Origin of the sequence: Aquamicrobium soli (assembly GCF_042646345.1) — a bacterium.
GTDB lineage: Bacteria > Pseudomonadota > Alphaproteobacteria > Rhizobiales > Rhizobiaceae > Mesorhizobium > Mesorhizobium soli_A.
In genome coordinates this window covers 151634-169631 of record NZ_JBHRTK010000002.1, presented here as the reverse complement: position 1 = coordinate 169631, position 17998 = coordinate 151634, and the positions used below count along the sequence as shown (strand labels likewise).

Below are 17998 nucleotides of genomic sequence, written 5' to 3'. Positions count from 1 at the left end.
TGGCGGGCTGCGCAACGACTGCGAGCAGCTGCGCGGGGTGGAAGAAACCACCCAAGGCAAATGCCCCGGTGAGCTTGGTGCAGCGCGAGGAAGCTGTAGCCCGTTATCTCGTCTCCACCGATCGCTTCGGCCAATCTCGGGGATGCTGGAAATGACTGCCAGCCTGAATGAAATCTACAAGGCGATCGGCTCGCTCGAGACTGCGGTCAAGGGGTTGGCCGCGAAAATGGATGAATCGGACGCGCGCGCCGATGCCAGCAACCGCCGTGCCGACGAGCATCGCGCCACGGTCCACCGGCGCGTCGATGAACTGGTCAGCGAGGTCGGCGTGCTCAACAGCAAGGTCGCGCATGTCGAGGGGGAGCTTTCCGGCGTCACAGCGGACCTGGCCGACACGAAAGAGGTCACGGACGAGGTGCGGGCGTGGAAGCAACGCGGCATCGGTGCGCTGGCCATCGTGGGCTTCGGCGCGTCGGGACTGACGTTTCTCATCCAGCACTATTTTGACCAGATCGCGGCGTGGTTCAGGGGGTGATCAAAAGTCGGTTTGACGCGTCCATGCTTATTCCCGAACATTGTTAAAAGTTAACGAGAACTTACCGGCATCGTCTCAATTAATTAATCATACGAGCGCACCATCAAGCTGGGAAAGAAGAGGTGGGGCCATGAGCAAGCTGTTCTTCGGAGACAATCTTGATGTGCTTAGGACTATGCCCGCCGAATGCGTTGACCTGATCTATTTGGATCCTCCATTCAACTCGAACGCCAACTACAACGTTCTTTATGGAACCAAAAGAGGGGGCGCTTCCAAAGCGCAATCTCACGCATTTGAAGATATGTGGACTTGGGGGAGAGACGCTCAGAGAGCATTGGATGAGGCCGCAGACCGGAATCTAGAAGCCGGCGCGTTGCTTGATGCATTTCAAAAGGTATTTTCGGGCAGCAATATGATGGCGTACCTTGCCATGATGACAGTCCGCCTGATCGAATTGCGCCGAGTTCTCAAGGCAACTGGATCGATTTATCTGCACTGCGACCCCACCGCAAGCCATTATATCAAAATCATGATGGACGGCATTTTTGGGCATGGAAATTTCCGAAACGAGATCGTTTGGAAGCGCACCGGGGCTCATGGCGGTGCCGGGCGATGGGGTGATATCCACGATGTCATCCTATTTTATTCGGCATCCGATCATTACACTTGGAACCGAGTTCTCCAAAAACACGATGAAGATTATGTCGACACCAAATACCGCTTCACTGATGAACGCGGCCGTTACCGTTTGGTCGTGTTAACTGGTCCTGGTACGACGCAAGGCGCTTCAGGTCAGCCTTGGAAAGGATATGACCCGACATCTGCAGGGAGGCATTGGGCTGTTCCAAAGCGTGCAATTCAAGCGTTAAAGGACGACGGGATCAACATCCCTGACGGTCTACACGAGCAATTGGATATGCTCTACGAACACGGATTCATTCGCTTTCCAGAAAAAGGCCGCCGTGGTGGTCAAGGAGTACCTGAATTCAAGCTTCATCTTGAAAACGGGCAACCAATCCAAGATGTTATTTTGGACATTCCCCCGCTCAACTCCCAAGCACAAGAGCGACTCGGTTATCCAACGCAGAAGCCGGTTGCCCTCCTCGAACGAATCCTTTTAGCGTCGTCCAATCCTGGTGACGTTGTTCTCGACCCCTTCTGCGGTTGTGGGACAACGGTGCATGCCGCACAGAGGCTCAGACGGGAGTGGATTGGCATCGATGTTACTTATCTTGCCATCCACGTTATCGAGAGCAGATTGGTGCGTTCCTTCGGAGAGGACATAAGGAAGGATTACAAGCTATTCGGCAAACCCAAAGATCCTGACGACGCTCATGTTCTCGCGGCTCGCGACTGGCTCGAGTTTCAGAAGTGGGCTGTTTTGACGCTAGGTGGTTTGCCGAAGGATAAACCCGGAGCCGATGGCGGGATTGACGGCATTATAAGGTACCACCGCGTCGGTATTGAGCAGCCAAATCGGGCAATAGTCTCTGTGAAAGGCGGGCTTCACGTTGGCGTGGATGCCATCCATAAACTGAAGTCTGTCGTTCAACGCGAAGGGGCTGAAATCGGGGTTCTAGTCTGCGTTAATCCCCCGACCGGGCCAATGGTACGTGAAGCCGCGTCAGAGGGAGAAGTGGGCCCAGCATCGAGGCGCGTTCAACGAATTCAAATCGTGACGATTGACCAACTATTCCAACCATACCCGGTGCACCTGCCTGGGATGATCGATCCGCTTGAGGCCATACCCGGACCGGGGCCGTCAAGTAAACGTGGGCGGAAGCGGGTCGAAGGTCAAACTGAGATGCTCTTTCCAATAGGTGGCGCGCACCACGCCGAAAACACGAAGAGGAAGGGAAATCGGCCTATTCGAGCAGTGAACATCGAGGTCACCCGCTCGGAATACAACCGCAAGGCCAAATAGCCCGCCGCCCTGACCATCTTCCCGACGCCAGCAACATAATCGCCAACTGCCGAAAGGTGGCGGGCGCTTTTGTCGTTTCAGGAGAGTCTTGCCCGTGCCTACCGGAAATTCTTGCTTTCGACGTTGATGATATTTCCACAGGCTACACATTCGACCCGGGTATGGCCTCGCAGCCAGCCGATGCTTTTCTTCGTCTGATAGTCGCACCTGTCGCAATAGACGCCTATCTCGTCGGCATTGTACGAGAGGTCATCAGCGGTCTTCATCTTTCGGCGTCTCATAATAGTTGGTTCCGCGCCGCGGATTCTCGATCCCGCCGACGTGTTCCGTCGGTGTCATTGTCGATCCGTCGCCTTGCTTCGGACCTGGGCGCTATCCCAGTGGCACCGCCGTCATCATTCCACTGGGCGAATGCGACCTCGTGGGCATCAACATCATGCAGATAGGCGCGAACACGATTGTGCAGGCCGCTTTCCGTGTCGTCTGGAAAGCGTTCAACCAGGAAGCGCGCAGCTGCGGTTTGGCGATCAGTCCCCGGGATCAGAGCCGGACGGACTCTGCCAAGAATTCTTTCGATCGCCTTCATGTCTTCGGAAGTAAGGTAACTGGAAGACATCATGTCCTCCTTTGGTCGGGGCTAGGGCACGATGGCCGCCCTCATCGGCAGCGCCCTTGAAACGGCTACCGACGATGTCATCATACACCATTTCCCCTGCGCGGTACTTTAATTCGTAGCCTGCGGAAGTTATCAGCAGAGGCGACGGGATTGCGGAACCTTTGTCGGCTCCAGCCGTTGTATGCTCGGTAGAAGACACCCTCTCCTACCGATCGGATGAAAATCCGAGGCCCGACGCTTTTAACGAGGCGGCGGGCTTTCTTTTTCTACTCCATTTCCGGCACGTCACCCGCGACGAACAGCGTCACCGGCGGCCCGTACTCCCCGATATCCGGGTTTGCCTCTCGGCTCCAGGCGATCACTCCGACATGCTTGTCGGCCAGCCCCTTGGCCGTTCGGATAGCTCAGTTCAGGATGGCTTCGTCACGTCTTCTGTCTGTTCGCGACGGCGAGTTTTCCGAGCGCTGGCAACCGATTTCTTTTTGCGTGGCGGCACCCTGGATTTAACTTTTGCAACCCCGTCTGCAGCTTTTTTCCTGAGTTGCGGCACCACGAACGTATCGTTGATAAAGTGTTCCAGCGTGTCCATCAAAGGATCGAGGTCCTGGAACGAAGGGTTCCATCCGCGATGCGCGGACGCATTTCCTGCGTTTATGAGGACCTCGAAACTATCCCGCTGAGATGGAGTGATGAGGCTCTTATTCTCCATTTCCGTCAGCTTATTCTCGAACCGTCTTTCCGGGTCAATCCCGAGAATCTCGGAAGCGACGTCAAATGCAGTTCTGATGCCGATGGCTGCCAAGATATTCAGGTCGTGGTCAAGTGCCTCGTAGACCTGCACGAGACAGGAAGAAAAATCGGAGGACTTGGCATTCTCAATGTCGTGCTCAAGCGTATCGAGCCAGTTGGGGCGATTCCTCTTAAACCGCGCCGGCCAGCTCTTGATGACCGGGTCGTAGTCGTATTCGGTCTTTCCTTCATGGTCATATCCGACGGGAAAATAGGATTCTGAATCGCTGTAGACGGATTGAGCAAACACATGGTCGCAACCGCAGCAGACCAGTAGATACCAATTCTGCCACCAGTCGAAATTGTCATCACCACCACTCTCGCGATGATGGCCCTTTATCTCGCAATTGCGCTGGCCTTTGCAGTTGGCGCAGAACGCCTTCAGCTTTGTCCCGATCTCGCTTTCGCTCATTGCATTCCCCCGCCGCTGCACCATCGCGCCGGCAACGCGGGGCGTCAATCCGTGGCGGCTGGGCCAGCCATTCGCTCGAGATCCTTCACCAAGCTTTCCAGTGCAGCCTTCTCGCTTTCCTCGTCATCGCCGGCCCATCGCTTTCTGACCCTGACCTTCGCGAGCATCCCGGCCAGCGTCCGAGCCCGGGTCGACATGATCTTCTCCATCAGGCGACCGGCCCGCACTGTCCGGCGTTCGAGCCGTTTCTCTGCCCTGTGCAGGCGGCTGGTGAGCTTGTCGATCTCGATCTCGATCTTCTCCACCTTCTCCGCGGTGCGTTCCTCCAGGTCTCGGGCCGCGAAAAACTCGGCCTCCAGCCGCAGGAGCTTTGCGTCGGGCCCTGTGGATATAGCTTCGCCGGTTGCCGGAAGTGATCTTTTCGGCATGGAATTGTTCGTATAGCTGTGGTCTTCTGCAAGAGCGCGATTGAACGCAGAGAAATGGCCGTCTGTCAACGTTGATTTGGACACAGTACAAATGAAGTCAGTTCAAATCAAAATGGCTAGAGCGGCTCTCGGCTGGGGCGTGCGGGAACTGGCTGAGAAGTCCGGCGTCACAGCCAACACGGTGTCGCGGATCGAGAACGGTGCGGATGCCAAGCTCTCAACCATGAATGCCCTGCAGGCAGCGTTCGAGGCAGCCGGGATAGAGTTCATCCCTGAGAACGGTGGCGGGCCAGGCGTGCGGTTGAAGAGCGCCGGGCAATAATCGCCGATGAGGATGCCATGGCTAGCAACTCATTGCTCCGGCGGGCGCTGTTCAAAATAACGCTCGACCACATCGAGGCGGCGTACAGACTGGCGTCGAAGGCGCATGTCGACATACCTAATGAGATCGAGAAGACGGGCCGCCGCACAATCGGCATTGGACCAGACGATCCCTGGCCAGATCGCAATGATGAAGATCCCTATGATCATGTGGGGCGAGCATACGACGACATGGAGGCCGCCAGTACCGAAGCATGGTACGGATCAGCGATCGTCCGCAAGGCTTTTCTGATCAGCTTGTTCCACGCATGGGAGCGCTTCATCAACGCCGAGCGCGGGGTAGAGGACTACGTCCATCCGGAGGAGTGGCTGATTTCGCGCGGCCACCAAGAATGCGCGCGTCCGATACTCGAACTCCAGAAAGCGGCGAACTGCGCCAAGCACGGTCCCGGCAACTCGTGCAAAGCACTTTTCAGGATGCGCCCCGATCTCTTCCCCGGCGTGACCGATGCGAACAAGGCATCAGACGCCCGGCTAGAAATCGGTGATGAGTTGTTGACGCATTTCTTCGAGGTCGTCCGGAAAGCCGCCTCGTAACGAAACGGGAGCGTCATTGCCGCGATTGTCAGGAGCAGAACGTCCGGTGAACATCTTGCTACCATTTTGCTACCGAACTCGGTAGCAGGATCAGGGACAGGACATAACAGATAGGTGAGGGGGACGTCTCTAACAGACTGATATTACAGCACATGAAAGGATGATCGAGTACAGGCCAATACGGCTTTGAGCGAATTTCAAGACCGCTGCCTTAAACCACTCGGCCACCCTTCCGGTTTCCCGCGCTGTATGCTTGAAGCCGCGGCTCTTTTCAAGAAGCTGAAAAAGGCAGGCGTATCGGCCCCGGCTATCGCTATCGATGGCCTCACAAGGCCGGGGCACCTGTTGCCCACAGAGCTGCCACATTCTCGTCGGTTTCCCGACATATTCGGTTAATACGCTCATAAGAAATTCCGGCGTACAAGGAATGGGTTAGGGTGGTCGGACTGTTGCCGCAGGGTTGCGTCGACCTTTCAATTCGTCAGGTGCATTGGCCTACAGTCGGCTGGGGGACGTTCAAGACATGCAGACTTCGACGCGCCTGCGTCTTAGCCGCGCTTCCGCTTTTGTGTTGCTCGCCGCTTCCGCCGCCTTGCTGGCGGCCTGCGCCACGCCGCAGCCGAAGGATTCCGCCAGGAAAAAGCACCCTAAGGAATATTTCGCCGAATCCGAATATGGCGTCAAAGCCAGTCCGCGCGTGGCCTTCAGCAAGTTCAACGTGCCGCGCGGCGGCGGTCGCGACCAGACCGGCAAGCCGTATCAGGTACGGGGAAAATGGTACTACCCCAAGGAGGAGAAGGGGTATTCCAAGGTCGGCGCCGCCTCCTGGTACGGCGATGCGTTCCATGGCCGGCTTACCGCTAACGGCGAAGTCTACGACATGACGCATCTCACCGCCGCGCATCCGACCATGCCGTTGCCGAGCTATGCGCGGGTGACCAATCTGGCCAATGGCAGTTCGGTCATCGTGCGCGTCAACGATCGCGGGCCCTATTCGGAAGGCCGCATCATCGACCTGTCCGAACGTGCGGCTTCGATGCTGGACTATGCCCATTCCGGAACGGCGAAGGTCAAGGTCGACTACATCGGCCGCGCCCCCCTCGACGGCCGCGACGACCAGTACCTGATGGCATCGTACCGCCCCGGCAACAGGGCGCCGGATCCATCGGACGGCCTGCCCACCGGCGTCATGATCGCCATGAACGGCAACACGCCGAGCGCCGATGTCGGCGCGGGCGCAATACCTTTTCCCGGCCAGTTGACCGATACCCGCCCGGCCTTCGCCGCAGAACCGGCGATGACGGCGCAGGCCGCGACCTTCGACTTCGCACCGCTGCCTGAATTCGGGCCGATCGTGCCGCAGCGGCCGGACAGCGGCCTTGCGCCCCAGCCTCCCTTCGCCATGGCGTCCCTGTCCTACGCCGACGAGCGCGTGCAGACCGCATGGGGAGCGTTCGCCGCCCTGGATAAGGGAAGGGCAGCAGCGACTGGCTGGAAGCAGGCCGCCCACCCGGCCGACGCCTCGAGCGCCGACGACTACATCGCCGCCGGCACCTACCAGACCGCTGCCGAGGCGCAGAAGGTCGCCTCGGAACTCTCCGGCATCGGCAGGAGCGTGATCGAACGGACCCGGCACGACGGCAAGGTGTGGTATTCGGTCAATCTCTATCCTACCGGCAGCGACAATCTCGATACCATGCTACAATCGGCCTGGTCGCACGGGGCGCCGGACGCCCTGGCCGTGCGCGACTGATTCATTTCCGGCCCTGGGCCAAGAGGGGAGGTCGGCTTTTCGCATGATATGTCGCCGCTCCCTGTTGTTCAGCGGGCTCTGGGGGCTCGTTCTGTCGTCGCTGCCGCTGGCCGATGCCCACGCGCAGCTTTTCGAGACCAAGGCGGCGCAGGCCTTCATGATCGATGCCGAAACCGGCACCGTGCTGTTTTCCAAGGATGCGGACAAATCCATCCAGCCCGGCTCGCTTGCCAAGCTGATGACGATGGAAGTGGTGTTCGACGCCGTAAAGTCCGGCCGGCTCAGCCTCGACGATACGTTCGTGGTCAGCGAGAACGCCTGGCGGACCGGCGGCGCGCCGTCCGGCACCTCGACCATGTTCGCCAAGATCAAGTCGACCCTGCGGCTGGAGGATCTTATCCAGGGCGTGACCGTCCAGGCCGCCAATGACGGCTGCATCGTCATTGCGGAAGGAATGTCGGGATCGGAAGCGAATTTCGCGCAGCAGATGAGCGAGCGGGCGCGCACGCTGGGGCTGGCGAACTCGGTCTTCGTCAACGCCACCGGCCTGCCGGCGGACGGCCAGAAGACTACGGTGAGGGACCTGACGCTGCTGGCGGTGCATATCTGGCGGAACTATCCCGACTTCTATCGTTACTACGGACAGGTGGATTTCACCTGGAACAAGATCACCCAACGCAACCGCAACCCACTGCTCGCCATGGATATCGGCGCGGATGGGCTCGCCGTCGGTGCCAGCGAGCAATCGGGCTTCGGCATCGTCGGCTCGGCCAGCCAGCGCGGCAAGCGCGTGATCGCGGCCATGAGCGGGCTGCCCGGCGATAAGGAGCGGGCGGAGGAAGCACGCAAGCTGTTGGAATGGGGCCTGCGCGCCTTCGACAAGACCGAACTGTTCGCGCAGGGAGAGACCGTCGGCGAGGCCGAGGTCTTCGGCGGCGCCCAATCCACGGTTCCGTTGAAGGCCAAGGGAGCCGTGGACATCTTCCTGCCCATCTCCAACCGCGACAAGCTGAAGGCGCGCATCGTCTACGAAGGGCCGCTGAAGGCTCCGGTGGAGGAGGGGCAGCCGGTCGGCACGCTGCGCATCTGGATCGGCGATACGCTGAGCCAGGAAACGCCGCTGTTCGCGGCCCAGACGGTCGAAATCGGTTCACTACCGGATCGTGCGCTGGATGCGGCGAAGGAACTGGCGATCGGCTGGTTGCGCTGACACGTCGGCGTAGACCTTTCGGCCGACGCCCATTAAGACGATGCGTCAAGCATCCGTAGCGACGAACAAGCGGCAGGCCTGGTGGCAAACGGCATTTTCATTACGTTCGAAGGCGGGGAGGGCGCCGGCAAGTCGACGCAGATCGACAGGCTTGCCCGCAAGCTCGGCGCCAAGAAATACGACGTGGTTGTCACGCGCGAACCGGGCGGCTCGCCCGGCGCCGAAGCCGTTCGCCACGTGCTCCTGTCCGGCGCCGCGGAATCGTTCGGGCCGGAAATGGAGGCCCTGCTGTTCGCTGCGGCCCGCTCGGATCACGTCGAGCAACTGATCAAGCCGGCGATCGCCCGCGGCGCCATCGTGCTTTGCGACCGCTTCATGGATTCTTCTCGGGTCTATCAGGGCGTAACCGGCGGCCTCGACGCCGATTTCATGGCGATCCTGGAGCGTATCGCCGTCAACGGAGCCGTGCCCGACCTGACGCTGATCCTCGACATCGATCCGGCCGAGGGGCTTGCACGCGCCGCCAGCCGGCGCGCGAAGGACGACATTCCCGACCGGTTCGAGAAGGAAACGCTCGCCATCCACCAGCGGCGACGCGAGGCCTTCCTTGCCATCGCCGAAGCGGAGCCGGAGCGCTGCGTCGTCATCGATGCGGGCGAACCTTCCGATGTCGTCGAGAATGCGATCACGGCAGCGGTGTTTTCCATGCTCGAACGGCGCATGGCGGCCCAGCCGAACCGCACGGCCAGCGCATGAGTTTCGAACGCATTGCCCCAGAACAGCACGATACGCTGGACGGCGTGCCGGAGCCTGCGGAAACCCCCACGCTGATCGGGCACGGCCAGGCAGCCGACATGCTTGTGGCCGCCTACCGCGCCGGCAAGATGCCGCATGCGCTGATCCTGTCCGGCCCCGCCGGCATCGGCAAGGCGACGCTGGCCTACCACCTGGCGCACCACCTGCTCAAGTATCCCGCATCCGAGGCCTCGCCCGATACGCTGGCCGTGCCCGATCCGAAATCGTCGCTGTTCCGGCAGATCGCGACCGGAGCCCATCCGTCCGTCCTGCACCTGACGCGGCCGCTGAACGAGAAGACCAAGGCCTACAAAAGCGCCGTCACTGTCGACGAGATACGCAAGGTCAACCGGTTCCTGTCAATGACCGCGCATGACGGCGGCTACCGGGTGGTGATCGTCGATCCCGCCGACGACATGAACACCAACGCGGCCAACGCCCTCCTGAAGAACCTCGAGGAGCCGCCGCCGCGCACGCTTTTCATCCTCGTCGTGCATGCGCCCGGCGGACTGCTGCCGACCATCCGCTCGCGCTGCCAGTTGGTGCGCCTGACCCCGCTCGGCGACGAAGAGCTGATGGCCGTTCTGGAAGCGATCGACCAGCCGTTGCCGGCCGAATCTGTGGCGCGTCAGGCGCTGGCGAAGCGGGCAGGGGGCAGCGTGCGCTCGGCCATCCTGCTCACCCAGTATGGCGGCGTGGAGATCGCCGAGACGCTGGACGCCCTGATCGCGGCAGGAACGCGCGACATCGCCGAGGCGCATCGCATCGCCGATGCCGTTTCGGGCCGCGACTGGGCCGTCGCGTTCGACCTGTTCAACCGCCACGTCCTCGATCGCCTGGCCGATGCCGCGCGGGAGGCAGCCATGTCCGGCGCGCTTGGCCGCGCCAAAACGCTATCGGACACTTGGCATGAGGCGCGTAACGCGATATCCGAAACCGAGACCTACAATCTCGACAAGAAGCAGCATGCCCTGATGATGATGGACCGCCTGAACGCCGCCATACGAATGTGACCGCGCCTGCCCCTCGGGTGGCGCCCGCATGACCGATGCGCTAACCCACCGCGACCTTTCCTCATTCGGCATTCACGACGGTTCGACCATGGCACGCGAAAAATTCTATATCACGACGGCGATTTCCTATCCGAACGGCAAGCCGCATATCGGCCACGCCTACGAACTCCTGGCGACCGATGCGCTCGCCCGCTTCCAGCGCCTCGACGGCAAGGATGTCTTCTTCCTCACCGGCACCGACGAGCACGGCATCAAGATGCTGCAGACGGCCCGCAAGGAAGGCATCCCCGTGCGTGAATTGGCGGACCGCAACGCCGCCGAGTTCAAGCGCATGGCGAGCGCGCTCAACGCCTCCAACGACGACTTCATCCGCACCACGGAAGAGCGCCACTATCGCGCCTCGCAGGCGATCTGGAAGGCCATGGCCGCCAATGGTGACATCTACAAGGGCGGCTATGCCGGCTGGTACTCGGTGCGCGACGAAGCCTACTACGGCGAGGAGGAAACCGAGGTCCGCGCCGACGATATACGCTACGGGCCGCAGGGAACGCCGGTGGAGTGGGTGGAGGAGGAAAGCTACTTCTTCCGCCTGTCCGCCTACCAGGACCGGCTGCTTGCGCTCTACGAAAGCCAGCCTGGTTTCATCGGCCCGTCCGAGCGCCGCAACGAGGTGATGAGCTTCGTCAGGTCCGGCCTGAAGGATCTGTCGATCTCGCGAACCACTTTCGATTGGGGCGTACCGGTGCCCGGCGACGAAAAGCACGTCATGTATGTGTGGGTAGACGCCCTGACAAACTACCTCACCGGCCTTGGCTATCCGGATGAAAACGCAGAGAAATGGCGATTCTGGCCTGCCGATGCGCACATCATCGGCAAGGATATCGTGCGCTTCCATGCCATCTACTGGCCGGCGTTCCTGATGTCGGCCGGCATCGAACTTCCGAAGCGCGTGTTCGGCCACGGGTTCCTGTTCAACCGCGGCGAGAAAATGTCCAAATCGCTCGGCAACGTCATCGACCCGTTCACGATGGTCGAGCACTACGGACTGGACCAGGTGCGCTATTTCTTCCTGCGCGAAGTGCCGTTCGGGCAGGACGGCAGCTACAGCCACGAGGCGATCGTCAACCGCACCAATGCCGATCTCGCCAACGACCTCGGCAATCTGGCGCAGCGCTCGCTGTCGATGATCGCCAAGAATTGCGGCGGCGTGGTTCCGGCCCATGGCGAACCGATCGAGGCGGACAAGGCCATTCTCGACCAGGCCGCCGCCGCGCTGGTAACGGCGCGGCAGGCGATGGCGGAGCAGGGCATCCATTTGGCGCTGGCGGCGATCTTTGGCGTGGTGGCCGAGGCCAACCGCTATTTCGCCGCGCAGGAACCGTGGGCGCTGAAGAAAACCGATCCGGCCCGCATGGAAACCGTGCTGTGGACGACCGCGGAAGTCATCCGTCGCGTGGCCATCCTGTGCCAGCCCTTCATGCCGGATTCGGCCGCCAAGCTGCTCGACCTGCTGGCTGTCGATGCCGGCAGCCGCGACCTGGCGCAGGTCGACGGCGCCCACAGCCTCGTTTCCGGCGCGGCGCTGCCGCTGCCGCAACCGGTATTCCCGCGCTATGTCGAGCCGACGCCGGACAATTCGTGATGCTGGTCGACAGTCACTGCCATCTCGACTTCCCGGACTTTTCCGAAGAACGGGAAGCCATCGTCGCACGTGCGATCGAGGCCGGAATCGGGCGCATGGTGACGATCTCTACGCGGGTAAGGAAATTTCCGCAGGTACTTGAAATCGCGGAGACTTTCGATCCCATCTATTGCTCCGTCGGCACCCATCCGCATAACGCGGACGAGGAACTGGACGTCTCCGTCGAAGACCTCGTTCGCCTGTCCAGCCATCCAAAAGTGGTCGCGATCGGCGAAGCGGGCCTCGACTATCATTACGACAAGGCCCCGCGCGAGGCACAGGCGCAAGGGTTTCGCACCCACATCGCGGCCGCGCGGCAGACGGGCCTGCCGCTGGTCATCCACGCACGGGCCGCCGACGACGACATGGCCGCGATCCTGAAAGAGGAAACAGGGAAGGGGGCCTTCCCCTTCATCCTGCACTGCTTTTCATCGGGCCGCAGCCTCGCCGAAACCGGCATCGCGCTCGGCGGTTACGTCTCGTTCTCGGGCATACTGACGTTCAAGAACTCGACCGACCTGCGGGCCATCGCGGCGGACGTGCCGCATGACCGGCTGCTGGTCGAAACCGATGCGCCGTATCTGGCCCCGGTTCCGTTTCGCGGCAAGCGCAACGAGCCTTCCTTCGTCGTGCAAACGGCGAAGGTTCTGGCCGAAACGATCGGGGTCAGCGAAGCGGAGATAGCGGAACTCACCACCGACAATTTCTTCCGCCTTTTCAAGAAGATGCCGCGCCCCGGCAGCGAGGCCTGAGCCTCGTGACGGACCGCCTGCGCCTCACCATTCTCGGCTGCGGCTCCTCGCCGGGCGTACCGCGCATTACCGGCGACTGGGGCGCCTGCGACCCGGCCAACCCGAAGAACCGGCGCATGCGCGCCTCCGCGCTGGTCGAGCGCATCTCAACTGCCGGCGGCAGGACGACCGTCGTCATCGATACCGGGCCGGATTTCCGGGCTCAGATGCTGATGGCCGGCGTGGAGCGGATCGACGCCGTCGTCTACACGCACCCGCATGCCGACCACATCCACGGCATCGACGACCTGCGCAGCTACGTGATCGAGCAGCACGACCTCATCGACATTCATGCCGACGATTTCACCATGAAGCGCCTGTACGAGGCGTTCGGTTACTGCTTCGAAACACCGCCCGGCAGTTCCTATCCGCCGATCCTGCGGCCGCACCGGATCGATCACGATACGCCGGTGACGATCGAAGGCGAGGGCGGTGCCCTCATCCTTGAGCCGCTGGTGCAGATCCACGGCGATATCGTTTCGCTGGGATTCCGCGTCGGCACCCTGGCCTATTGCTCGGATATCAGCGACTTTCCCGCTGCAACCGCCGAGCGGCTGCAAAACCTCGACGTGCTGGTGATCGACGCCTTGCAGCATAGGACGCATCCCAGCCATCTGTCGCTTGGCCAGGCCCTGGAATGGATTGCGACGCTGGCGCCCAAGAAGGCGGTCCTAACGCACATGCACGTGCCGCTCGACTATGCCGCCACGGCCGCCGAAACGCCGGACCACGTAGAGCCGGCCTATGACGGCATGGTGATCGAACTGCCGATCGCTTCCGGCTAATGCTTCGATTTCGGTTGTGACATCGCCAAGCTTACCGGAGCCCAGCGCGTCGATCACGAGACCGATTGCAGCTTTCCCAGCAGTCGGCCAGTTTGGTGAAATGGACATCGAACCGCATCGAAACCAAGCCGATACCCGTCGCTTTTTCTATGTCGATGGTTCCATAATACTTGTTATGCGACTTTTACTACGGCGAACGCGGGCGGGATAACATGGCCCCTCAATTGCCATTCGCCTATTGTCGCCGTAGTCACGCAAGCACCACCGGCGGCCGGACGGCCGGCTCCGAAGGAGATGTCGCATGAACGGCTTTGCACAAGATCGACTGAACCCCGGCCGGCACTTCGCCTGAACTCCAATGCGCTGGTTGAACCGTGCCAGGCAATGGGCGAAGGCGATCAAGCGCGACGTCGTCGCGTTGTGGATTGCTGCGCGCGACCCGCGAACGCCGGTGATGGCAAAAGTCGTAGCCGGCGCGATCGCCGCTTACGCGCTTTCGCCGATCGACCTGATCCCGGATTTCATACCGGTTCTCGGCTATCTCGACGATCTGGTGATCGTCCCGCTCGGCATCATGCTGGCGGTCTCCCTGGTTCCCGAGGGTCTGATGCGCGAGTTTCGCGCGCAAGCCAGCGAGCGCTTGGAGCGGCCGACCAGCAAGGCTGGCCTTTGGGCGGTCATCGGCCTCTGGATTGCCGCAGCGCTGGCGCTTGCCTGGCTGGTCTGGCGGCGGTGAAACCCGAAATAACAGCCGAGAAACCCTGCCCCTGTGCCAGACAAGGCTTGTGGACAATCGGGCCGGCCACCGCAGAGGCATTGGCCGGCGGCAAATCGCTGCTGTAACGTCGGTCCATGAAACCCTCCAGAGACATTTCCCGGCTGATCGAGATCATGGCAGCGTTGCGCGCGCCGGAAACCGGATGCCCTTGGGACGTCGAGCAGAATTTCGAGACCATCGCGCCCTACACCATCGAGGAAGCCTATGAAGTGGCCGACGCCATCGCGCGTGGCGATCTGGACGACCTGCGCGACGAGCTCGGCGATTTGCTGCTGCAGGTCGTCTATCACGCGCGGATGGCCGAAGAAGACGGCGTCTTTGCCTTTCCCGACGTGGTCGAAGCGATCACGACGAAAATGATCCGCCGCCACCCGCATGTCTTCGGCGACGAAAAGGCACGCAGCGCCGGCATGGCCAAGGGCGTGTGGGAGAAGATAAAGGCCGAGGAAAAGGCCGAGAAGCGCGCGGCCCGGCTCAAGCGCGGCCTCGATCCGGAAGACAATGGCAAGGGCTATCTGGACGGCATACCGCTCGCCCTGCCCGCCTTGACCCGGGCACTGAAACTTCAGGAGAAGGCTGCGCAGGTCGGCTTCGACTGGGGTGAAGCCGCGCCGATCCTGGACAAGATCGAGGAAGAAATCGGCGAACTGCGCGAAGCGATGGCCAAAGGCGATGCCGCATCCATCAAGGACGAGTTCGGCGACACATTGTTTGCGCTGGTCAATCTCGGCCGGCACCTGCACGTCGATTCGGAGGCGGCGCTTGCTGGCACCAACGAAAAATTCCGCTCGCGCTTTCACTATGTCGAACGGGAATTGCAGGCCGCCGGCCGCTCGCTCGAAGACGCCTCCCTGGAGGAAATGGAAGCGCTGTGGCAGCAAGCCAAGGGATGAGGTTCTGCCTCCTACCCTTTGAATTTACGGCTTAATCTGCTTTTGAATTCCTCACGAGTGCTTTCGGTCGCGTTTACGGAAAGTGTTACGCTGCCGTCTTCGTTATCAGCGCGCGAAACGACGTCGCCGTTGCGGTAAACCCAGTCGATGAAACCGAGTTCGGCCGGGGCGAGCGTCAGCGTCACCTGCTTCAGTTCACCCGACAGCCCAGCCTCGATCGCCGCCTCGAGCTGGGCGATCCCCTCGCCGGTTACGGCCGAAATCGCGATCGGTCGCGTGGCGGGCGGCTGCCCAGCGCTCTCGGCCAGGAGCCGCTCGCGATTGCCGTCATCGAGCCGGTCGATCTTGTTCCAGACCTCGAGAACCTTGCTGTCGTCACCGGCGTCGACGCCGAGGTCGGCAAGGATATGCTCGACATCCTCGGCCTGGGCGGCGGTGTCCGGATCCGAAATGTCGCGCAGGTGGAGCACCAGGTCGGCCTCCACCACCTCCTCCAGCGTAGCCCGGAAAGCAGCGACGAGATGGGTCGGCAGGTCGGAGATGAAGCCAACGGTATCCGATAGGATGATCGGCGTGCCATGCGGCAGGCGCACGCGCCGTAAGGTAGGATCGAGCGTGGCAAACAGCATGTTCTCGGCCAGCACGCCCGCCCCGGTCAGCCGGTTGAACAGCGTCGATTTTCCCGCATTGGTATAGCCGACGATCGCCACGACCGGAAACGGGACCTTCTTGCGCTTGGCGCGGTGCAGGTCGCGGGTTCGCCGCACCGTCTCCAGCTCGTGCTTCAGCTTCACGATCTTGTCCTGCAGGACGCGCCGGTCCGCCTCGATCTGCGTTTCGCCGGGGCCGCCGAGAAATCCGGCGCCGCCGCGCTGCCGCTCCAGGTGGGTCCAGCTACGCACCAGCCGGCCCTTCTGGTAGTTGAGATGCGCGAGTTCGACCTGCAAGGCGCCTTCCTTGGTGCGCGCCCTCTCGCCGAAAATCTCCAGGATGAGACCGGTGCGGTCCAGCACCTTGGCGTTCAGTTCCTTCTCGAGGTTGCGCTGCTGCACCGGTGTCAGCGGATGGTCCACGATGACGAGTTCGGCCTTGGATTCCTTGACCATCTCGGCGAATTCCTGGACCTTGCCGCTGCCGAGAAGCGTGGCGGGTCGCGGATCGTTGACCGTGACGATCGCCGTCCGCACGGGGTCGAGGTCGATGGCGCGGGTGAGGCCTACCGCCTCGTCGTGGCGGGCCTGCGGCGAGCGCGCAAGGCGCGGCCGGCTGGTTTCCTCGTCCCGCTCGGGCTGGCGTCCAAGAATCGGCACGATGACGACAGCACGTGTCGCTTCGCCGGTGCCCTCGCCCGTCTCGCGCTGGGGTTTTCCGCGACGCCTGCGATCTGCGCCCGTTTCGTCAGCCAATCAGGCGCCCTGGCCTTCTTCCCCGTCGAACATCTGAACCGGCTGGCTCGGCATGATCGTGGAGATCGCGTGCTTGTAGACGAGTTGGGAATGACCGTCACGGCGCAGCAGGACGCAGAAATTGTCGAAGGACGTAACAACGCCGGTCAATTTCACGCCGTTGATCAGAAAAATAGTGAGCGGATTTTTGCTCTTGCGAACCGAGTTCAGGAAGAGGTCTTGAAGATTCTGCGATCGCTCAGCCATTGTTTTTGTCTTTCGCCCGATCCCTCGACGTATATGCTGGCAAGTCAGACTTATTCAGCGAATGTCGGTTGCACAAATGTTCCTGCCGTCAAAAACGACAAGCAGAACGAGAATTTATGTCCATAACACCTTTGCGGTTATCAGGCTGGGGTTTTTTCCGCAACGTCAAAAAATGCCTGCCTGAGCGAAAGTGTAATGGAACCCGGATGGCCGTTGGCAACCGGCTGGCCATCGATTGCGACGACCGGCATCGCCGTGGTGGTGGCTGAACTCACGAAGGCCTCGCGGGCAGCCTTGGCTTCCTCCACGGTAAACGCACGTTCCTCGATCTTCATTCCGAGTTTTTCGGCTACCTTGAACAAGGTCGTGCGGGTGATGCCGCGCAGGATACCGTGTTGGGCAGGCCGTGTCACCAGCACGCCGTCCTTGGTGACGATCCAGGCATTGGCCGAGGCGCTTTCGGTGACGAACCCGTCACGGTCCACGAACCAGGCGTCATGCGCGCCCGAAGTCTTTGCCTGTTGCTTGGCCAGCACGTTGGGCAGCAGCCCGACGCTCTTGATATCGACCCGGTCCCAGCGATTCTCCGGCACCGTGACGATCTTCAAACCCGTCTCCGCCCGTCGGGCATAAAACGACGGATCGATCTTCTTCGCGGTCACCACCAGCGAGGGCCTTGTGTCCGGCGCCGGGAAAAAATGATCCCGGCCGGCCACGCCGCGCGTCACCTGGAGATAGACAAGGCCGTCGACCACGCCGTTGCGGCGGATCACCTCTCGCATGACCACCGTCAGCGCCGATCGGGCGATCGGCCACTCGATCGACAGTTCGGACAAGGATCGACCCAGCCTGTCGAGATGCCCGGTCAGGTCGATGATGAACCCACGCGATATCTCGCAAACTTCGTAGACGCCGTCACCGAACTGGTAACCGCGATCCTCGACGTGCACGGCCGCATTGGCATGCGTGAGGTAGCGGCCGTTGACGTAGGCAATACGTGGCATGATCTGTCCCCGAGGCATTCA

Annotated in this window: 19 protein-coding genes; 13 read left to right on the top strand and 6 right to left on the bottom strand. The window is 61.3% G+C overall.

Annotated elements, in window-relative coordinates; all coding sequences use genetic code 11:
- Positions 1-535: DUF1515 family protein (locus ACFOHJ_RS03045; RefSeq protein WP_378218395.1), on the top strand; the 535-nt coding region annotated here is incomplete at its 5' end.
- Between the two features lie 130 nt (positions 536-665).
- On the top strand, positions 666-2459 hold the full coding sequence (locus tag ACFOHJ_RS03040) for a DNA methyltransferase (RefSeq protein WP_378218393.1): 1794 nt from the start codon (positions 666-668) through the stop codon (positions 2457-2459).
- A 277-nt stretch (positions 2460-2736) separates the two neighbouring features.
- On the opposite strand, the gene ACFOHJ_RS03035 is transcribed toward ACFOHJ_RS03040, so the two are convergent.
- The 3 genes from ACFOHJ_RS03035 to ACFOHJ_RS03025 all read right to left on the bottom strand — a co-directional run bounded on the left by ACFOHJ_RS03035 (position 2737) and on the right by ACFOHJ_RS03025 (position 4773).
- On the bottom strand, positions 2737-3078 hold the full coding sequence (locus ACFOHJ_RS03035) for a hypothetical protein (protein WP_378218390.1): 342 nt from the start codon (positions 3076-3078) through the stop codon (positions 2737-2739).
- 406 nt (positions 3079-3484) lie between these two features.
- Complete coding sequence (locus ACFOHJ_RS03030) at positions 3485-4276, bottom strand: DUF4145 domain-containing protein (RefSeq protein ID WP_378218388.1); 792 nt, start codon at positions 4274-4276, stop codon at positions 3485-3487.
- Positions 4277-4320: 44 nt separating this feature from the next.
- Entirely contained in the window at positions 4321-4773 is a 453-nt protein-coding gene (locus tag ACFOHJ_RS03025) for a hypothetical protein (RefSeq protein WP_378218386.1), read from the bottom strand.
- Positions 4774-4795: 22 nt separating this feature from the next.
- Between ACFOHJ_RS03025 and ACFOHJ_RS03020 the strand changes: the two genes are divergently transcribed.
- The 11 genes from ACFOHJ_RS03020 (at position 4796) to mazG (ending at position 15321) form a co-directional block, all read left to right on the top strand.
- The gene (locus ACFOHJ_RS03020) at positions 4796-5026 is read left to right on the top strand and encodes a helix-turn-helix domain-containing protein (protein ID WP_378218384.1); all 231 of its coding nucleotides are present in this window, start codon (positions 4796-4798) and stop codon (positions 5024-5026) included.
- Positions 5027-5043: 17 nt separating this feature from the next.
- On the top strand, positions 5044-5622 hold the full coding sequence (locus tag ACFOHJ_RS03015) for a hypothetical protein (protein WP_378218383.1): 579 nt from the start codon (positions 5044-5046) through the stop codon (positions 5620-5622).
- A gap of 523 nt (positions 5623-6145) precedes the next feature.
- The gene (locus ACFOHJ_RS03010; protein WP_378218381.1) at positions 6146-7375 is read left to right on the top strand and encodes a septal ring lytic transglycosylase RlpA family protein; all 1230 of its coding nucleotides are present in this window, start codon (positions 6146-6148) and stop codon (positions 7373-7375) included.
- 43 nt (positions 7376-7418) lie between these two features.
- Complete coding sequence (locus tag ACFOHJ_RS03005) at positions 7419-8585, top strand: D-alanyl-D-alanine carboxypeptidase family protein (protein WP_378218379.1); 1167 nt, start codon at positions 7419-7421, stop codon at positions 8583-8585.
- 81 nt (positions 8586-8666) lie between these two features.
- Entirely contained in the window at positions 8667-9341 is a 675-nt protein-coding gene (gene tmk, locus ACFOHJ_RS03000) for a dTMP kinase (protein WP_378218377.1), read from the top strand.
- On the top strand, positions 9338-10393 hold the full coding sequence (locus ACFOHJ_RS02995) for a DNA polymerase III subunit delta' (RefSeq protein WP_378218375.1): 1056 nt from the start codon (positions 9338-9340) through the stop codon (positions 10391-10393). Before tmk ends, ACFOHJ_RS02995 begins: the two co-directional genes overlap by 4 nt.
- An 88-nt stretch (positions 10394-10481) precedes the next feature.
- Positions 10482-12035 carry a methionine--tRNA ligase gene (gene metG, locus ACFOHJ_RS02990; protein WP_378218404.1) on the top strand — a complete coding sequence of 518 codons (1554 nt, stop codon included), beginning with the start codon at positions 10482-10484 and terminating at the stop codon, positions 12033-12035.
- Positions 12035-12826, top strand: coding sequence for a TatD family hydrolase (locus ACFOHJ_RS02985; protein ID WP_378218373.1), 792 nt, complete (start codon positions 12035-12037; stop codon positions 12824-12826). Before metG ends, ACFOHJ_RS02985 begins: the two co-directional genes overlap by 1 nt.
- Positions 12827-12831: 5 nt before the next feature.
- Positions 12832-13650 (top strand): MBL fold metallo-hydrolase, encoded by an 819-nt coding sequence (locus ACFOHJ_RS02980; protein WP_378218371.1) that lies wholly within the window; start codon positions 12832-12834, stop codon positions 13648-13650.
- Between the two features lie 358 nt (positions 13651-14008).
- Positions 14009-14386 carry a YkvA family protein gene (locus tag ACFOHJ_RS02975; protein WP_378218369.1) on the top strand — a complete coding sequence of 126 codons (378 nt, stop codon included), beginning with the start codon at positions 14009-14011 and terminating at the stop codon, positions 14384-14386.
- Positions 14387-14502: 116 nt separating this feature from the next.
- Positions 14503-15321 (top strand): nucleoside triphosphate pyrophosphohydrolase, encoded by an 819-nt coding sequence (gene mazG, locus ACFOHJ_RS02970; protein ID WP_378218367.1) that lies wholly within the window; start codon positions 14503-14505, stop codon positions 15319-15321.
- Between the two features lie 11 nt (positions 15322-15332).
- On the opposite strand, the gene hflX is transcribed toward mazG, so the two are convergent.
- The 3 genes from hflX to ACFOHJ_RS02955 form a co-directional block, all read right to left on the bottom strand.
- Positions 15333-16727 carry a GTPase HflX gene (gene hflX, locus ACFOHJ_RS02965; protein ID WP_378218364.1) on the bottom strand — a complete coding sequence of 465 codons (1395 nt, stop codon included), beginning with the start codon at positions 16725-16727 and terminating at the stop codon, positions 15333-15335.
- Positions 16728-16973 carry an RNA chaperone Hfq gene (gene hfq / locus ACFOHJ_RS02960; RefSeq protein ID WP_066989720.1) on the bottom strand — a complete coding sequence of 82 codons (246 nt, stop codon included), beginning with the start codon at positions 16971-16973 and terminating at the stop codon, positions 16728-16730.
- 140 nt (positions 16974-17113) lie between these two features.
- The gene (locus ACFOHJ_RS02955) at positions 17114-17977 is read right to left on the bottom strand and encodes a D-amino-acid transaminase (protein ID WP_378218359.1); all 864 of its coding nucleotides are present in this window, start codon (positions 17975-17977) and stop codon (positions 17114-17116) included.
- Between the last annotated feature and the right edge of the window lie 21 nt (positions 17978-17998).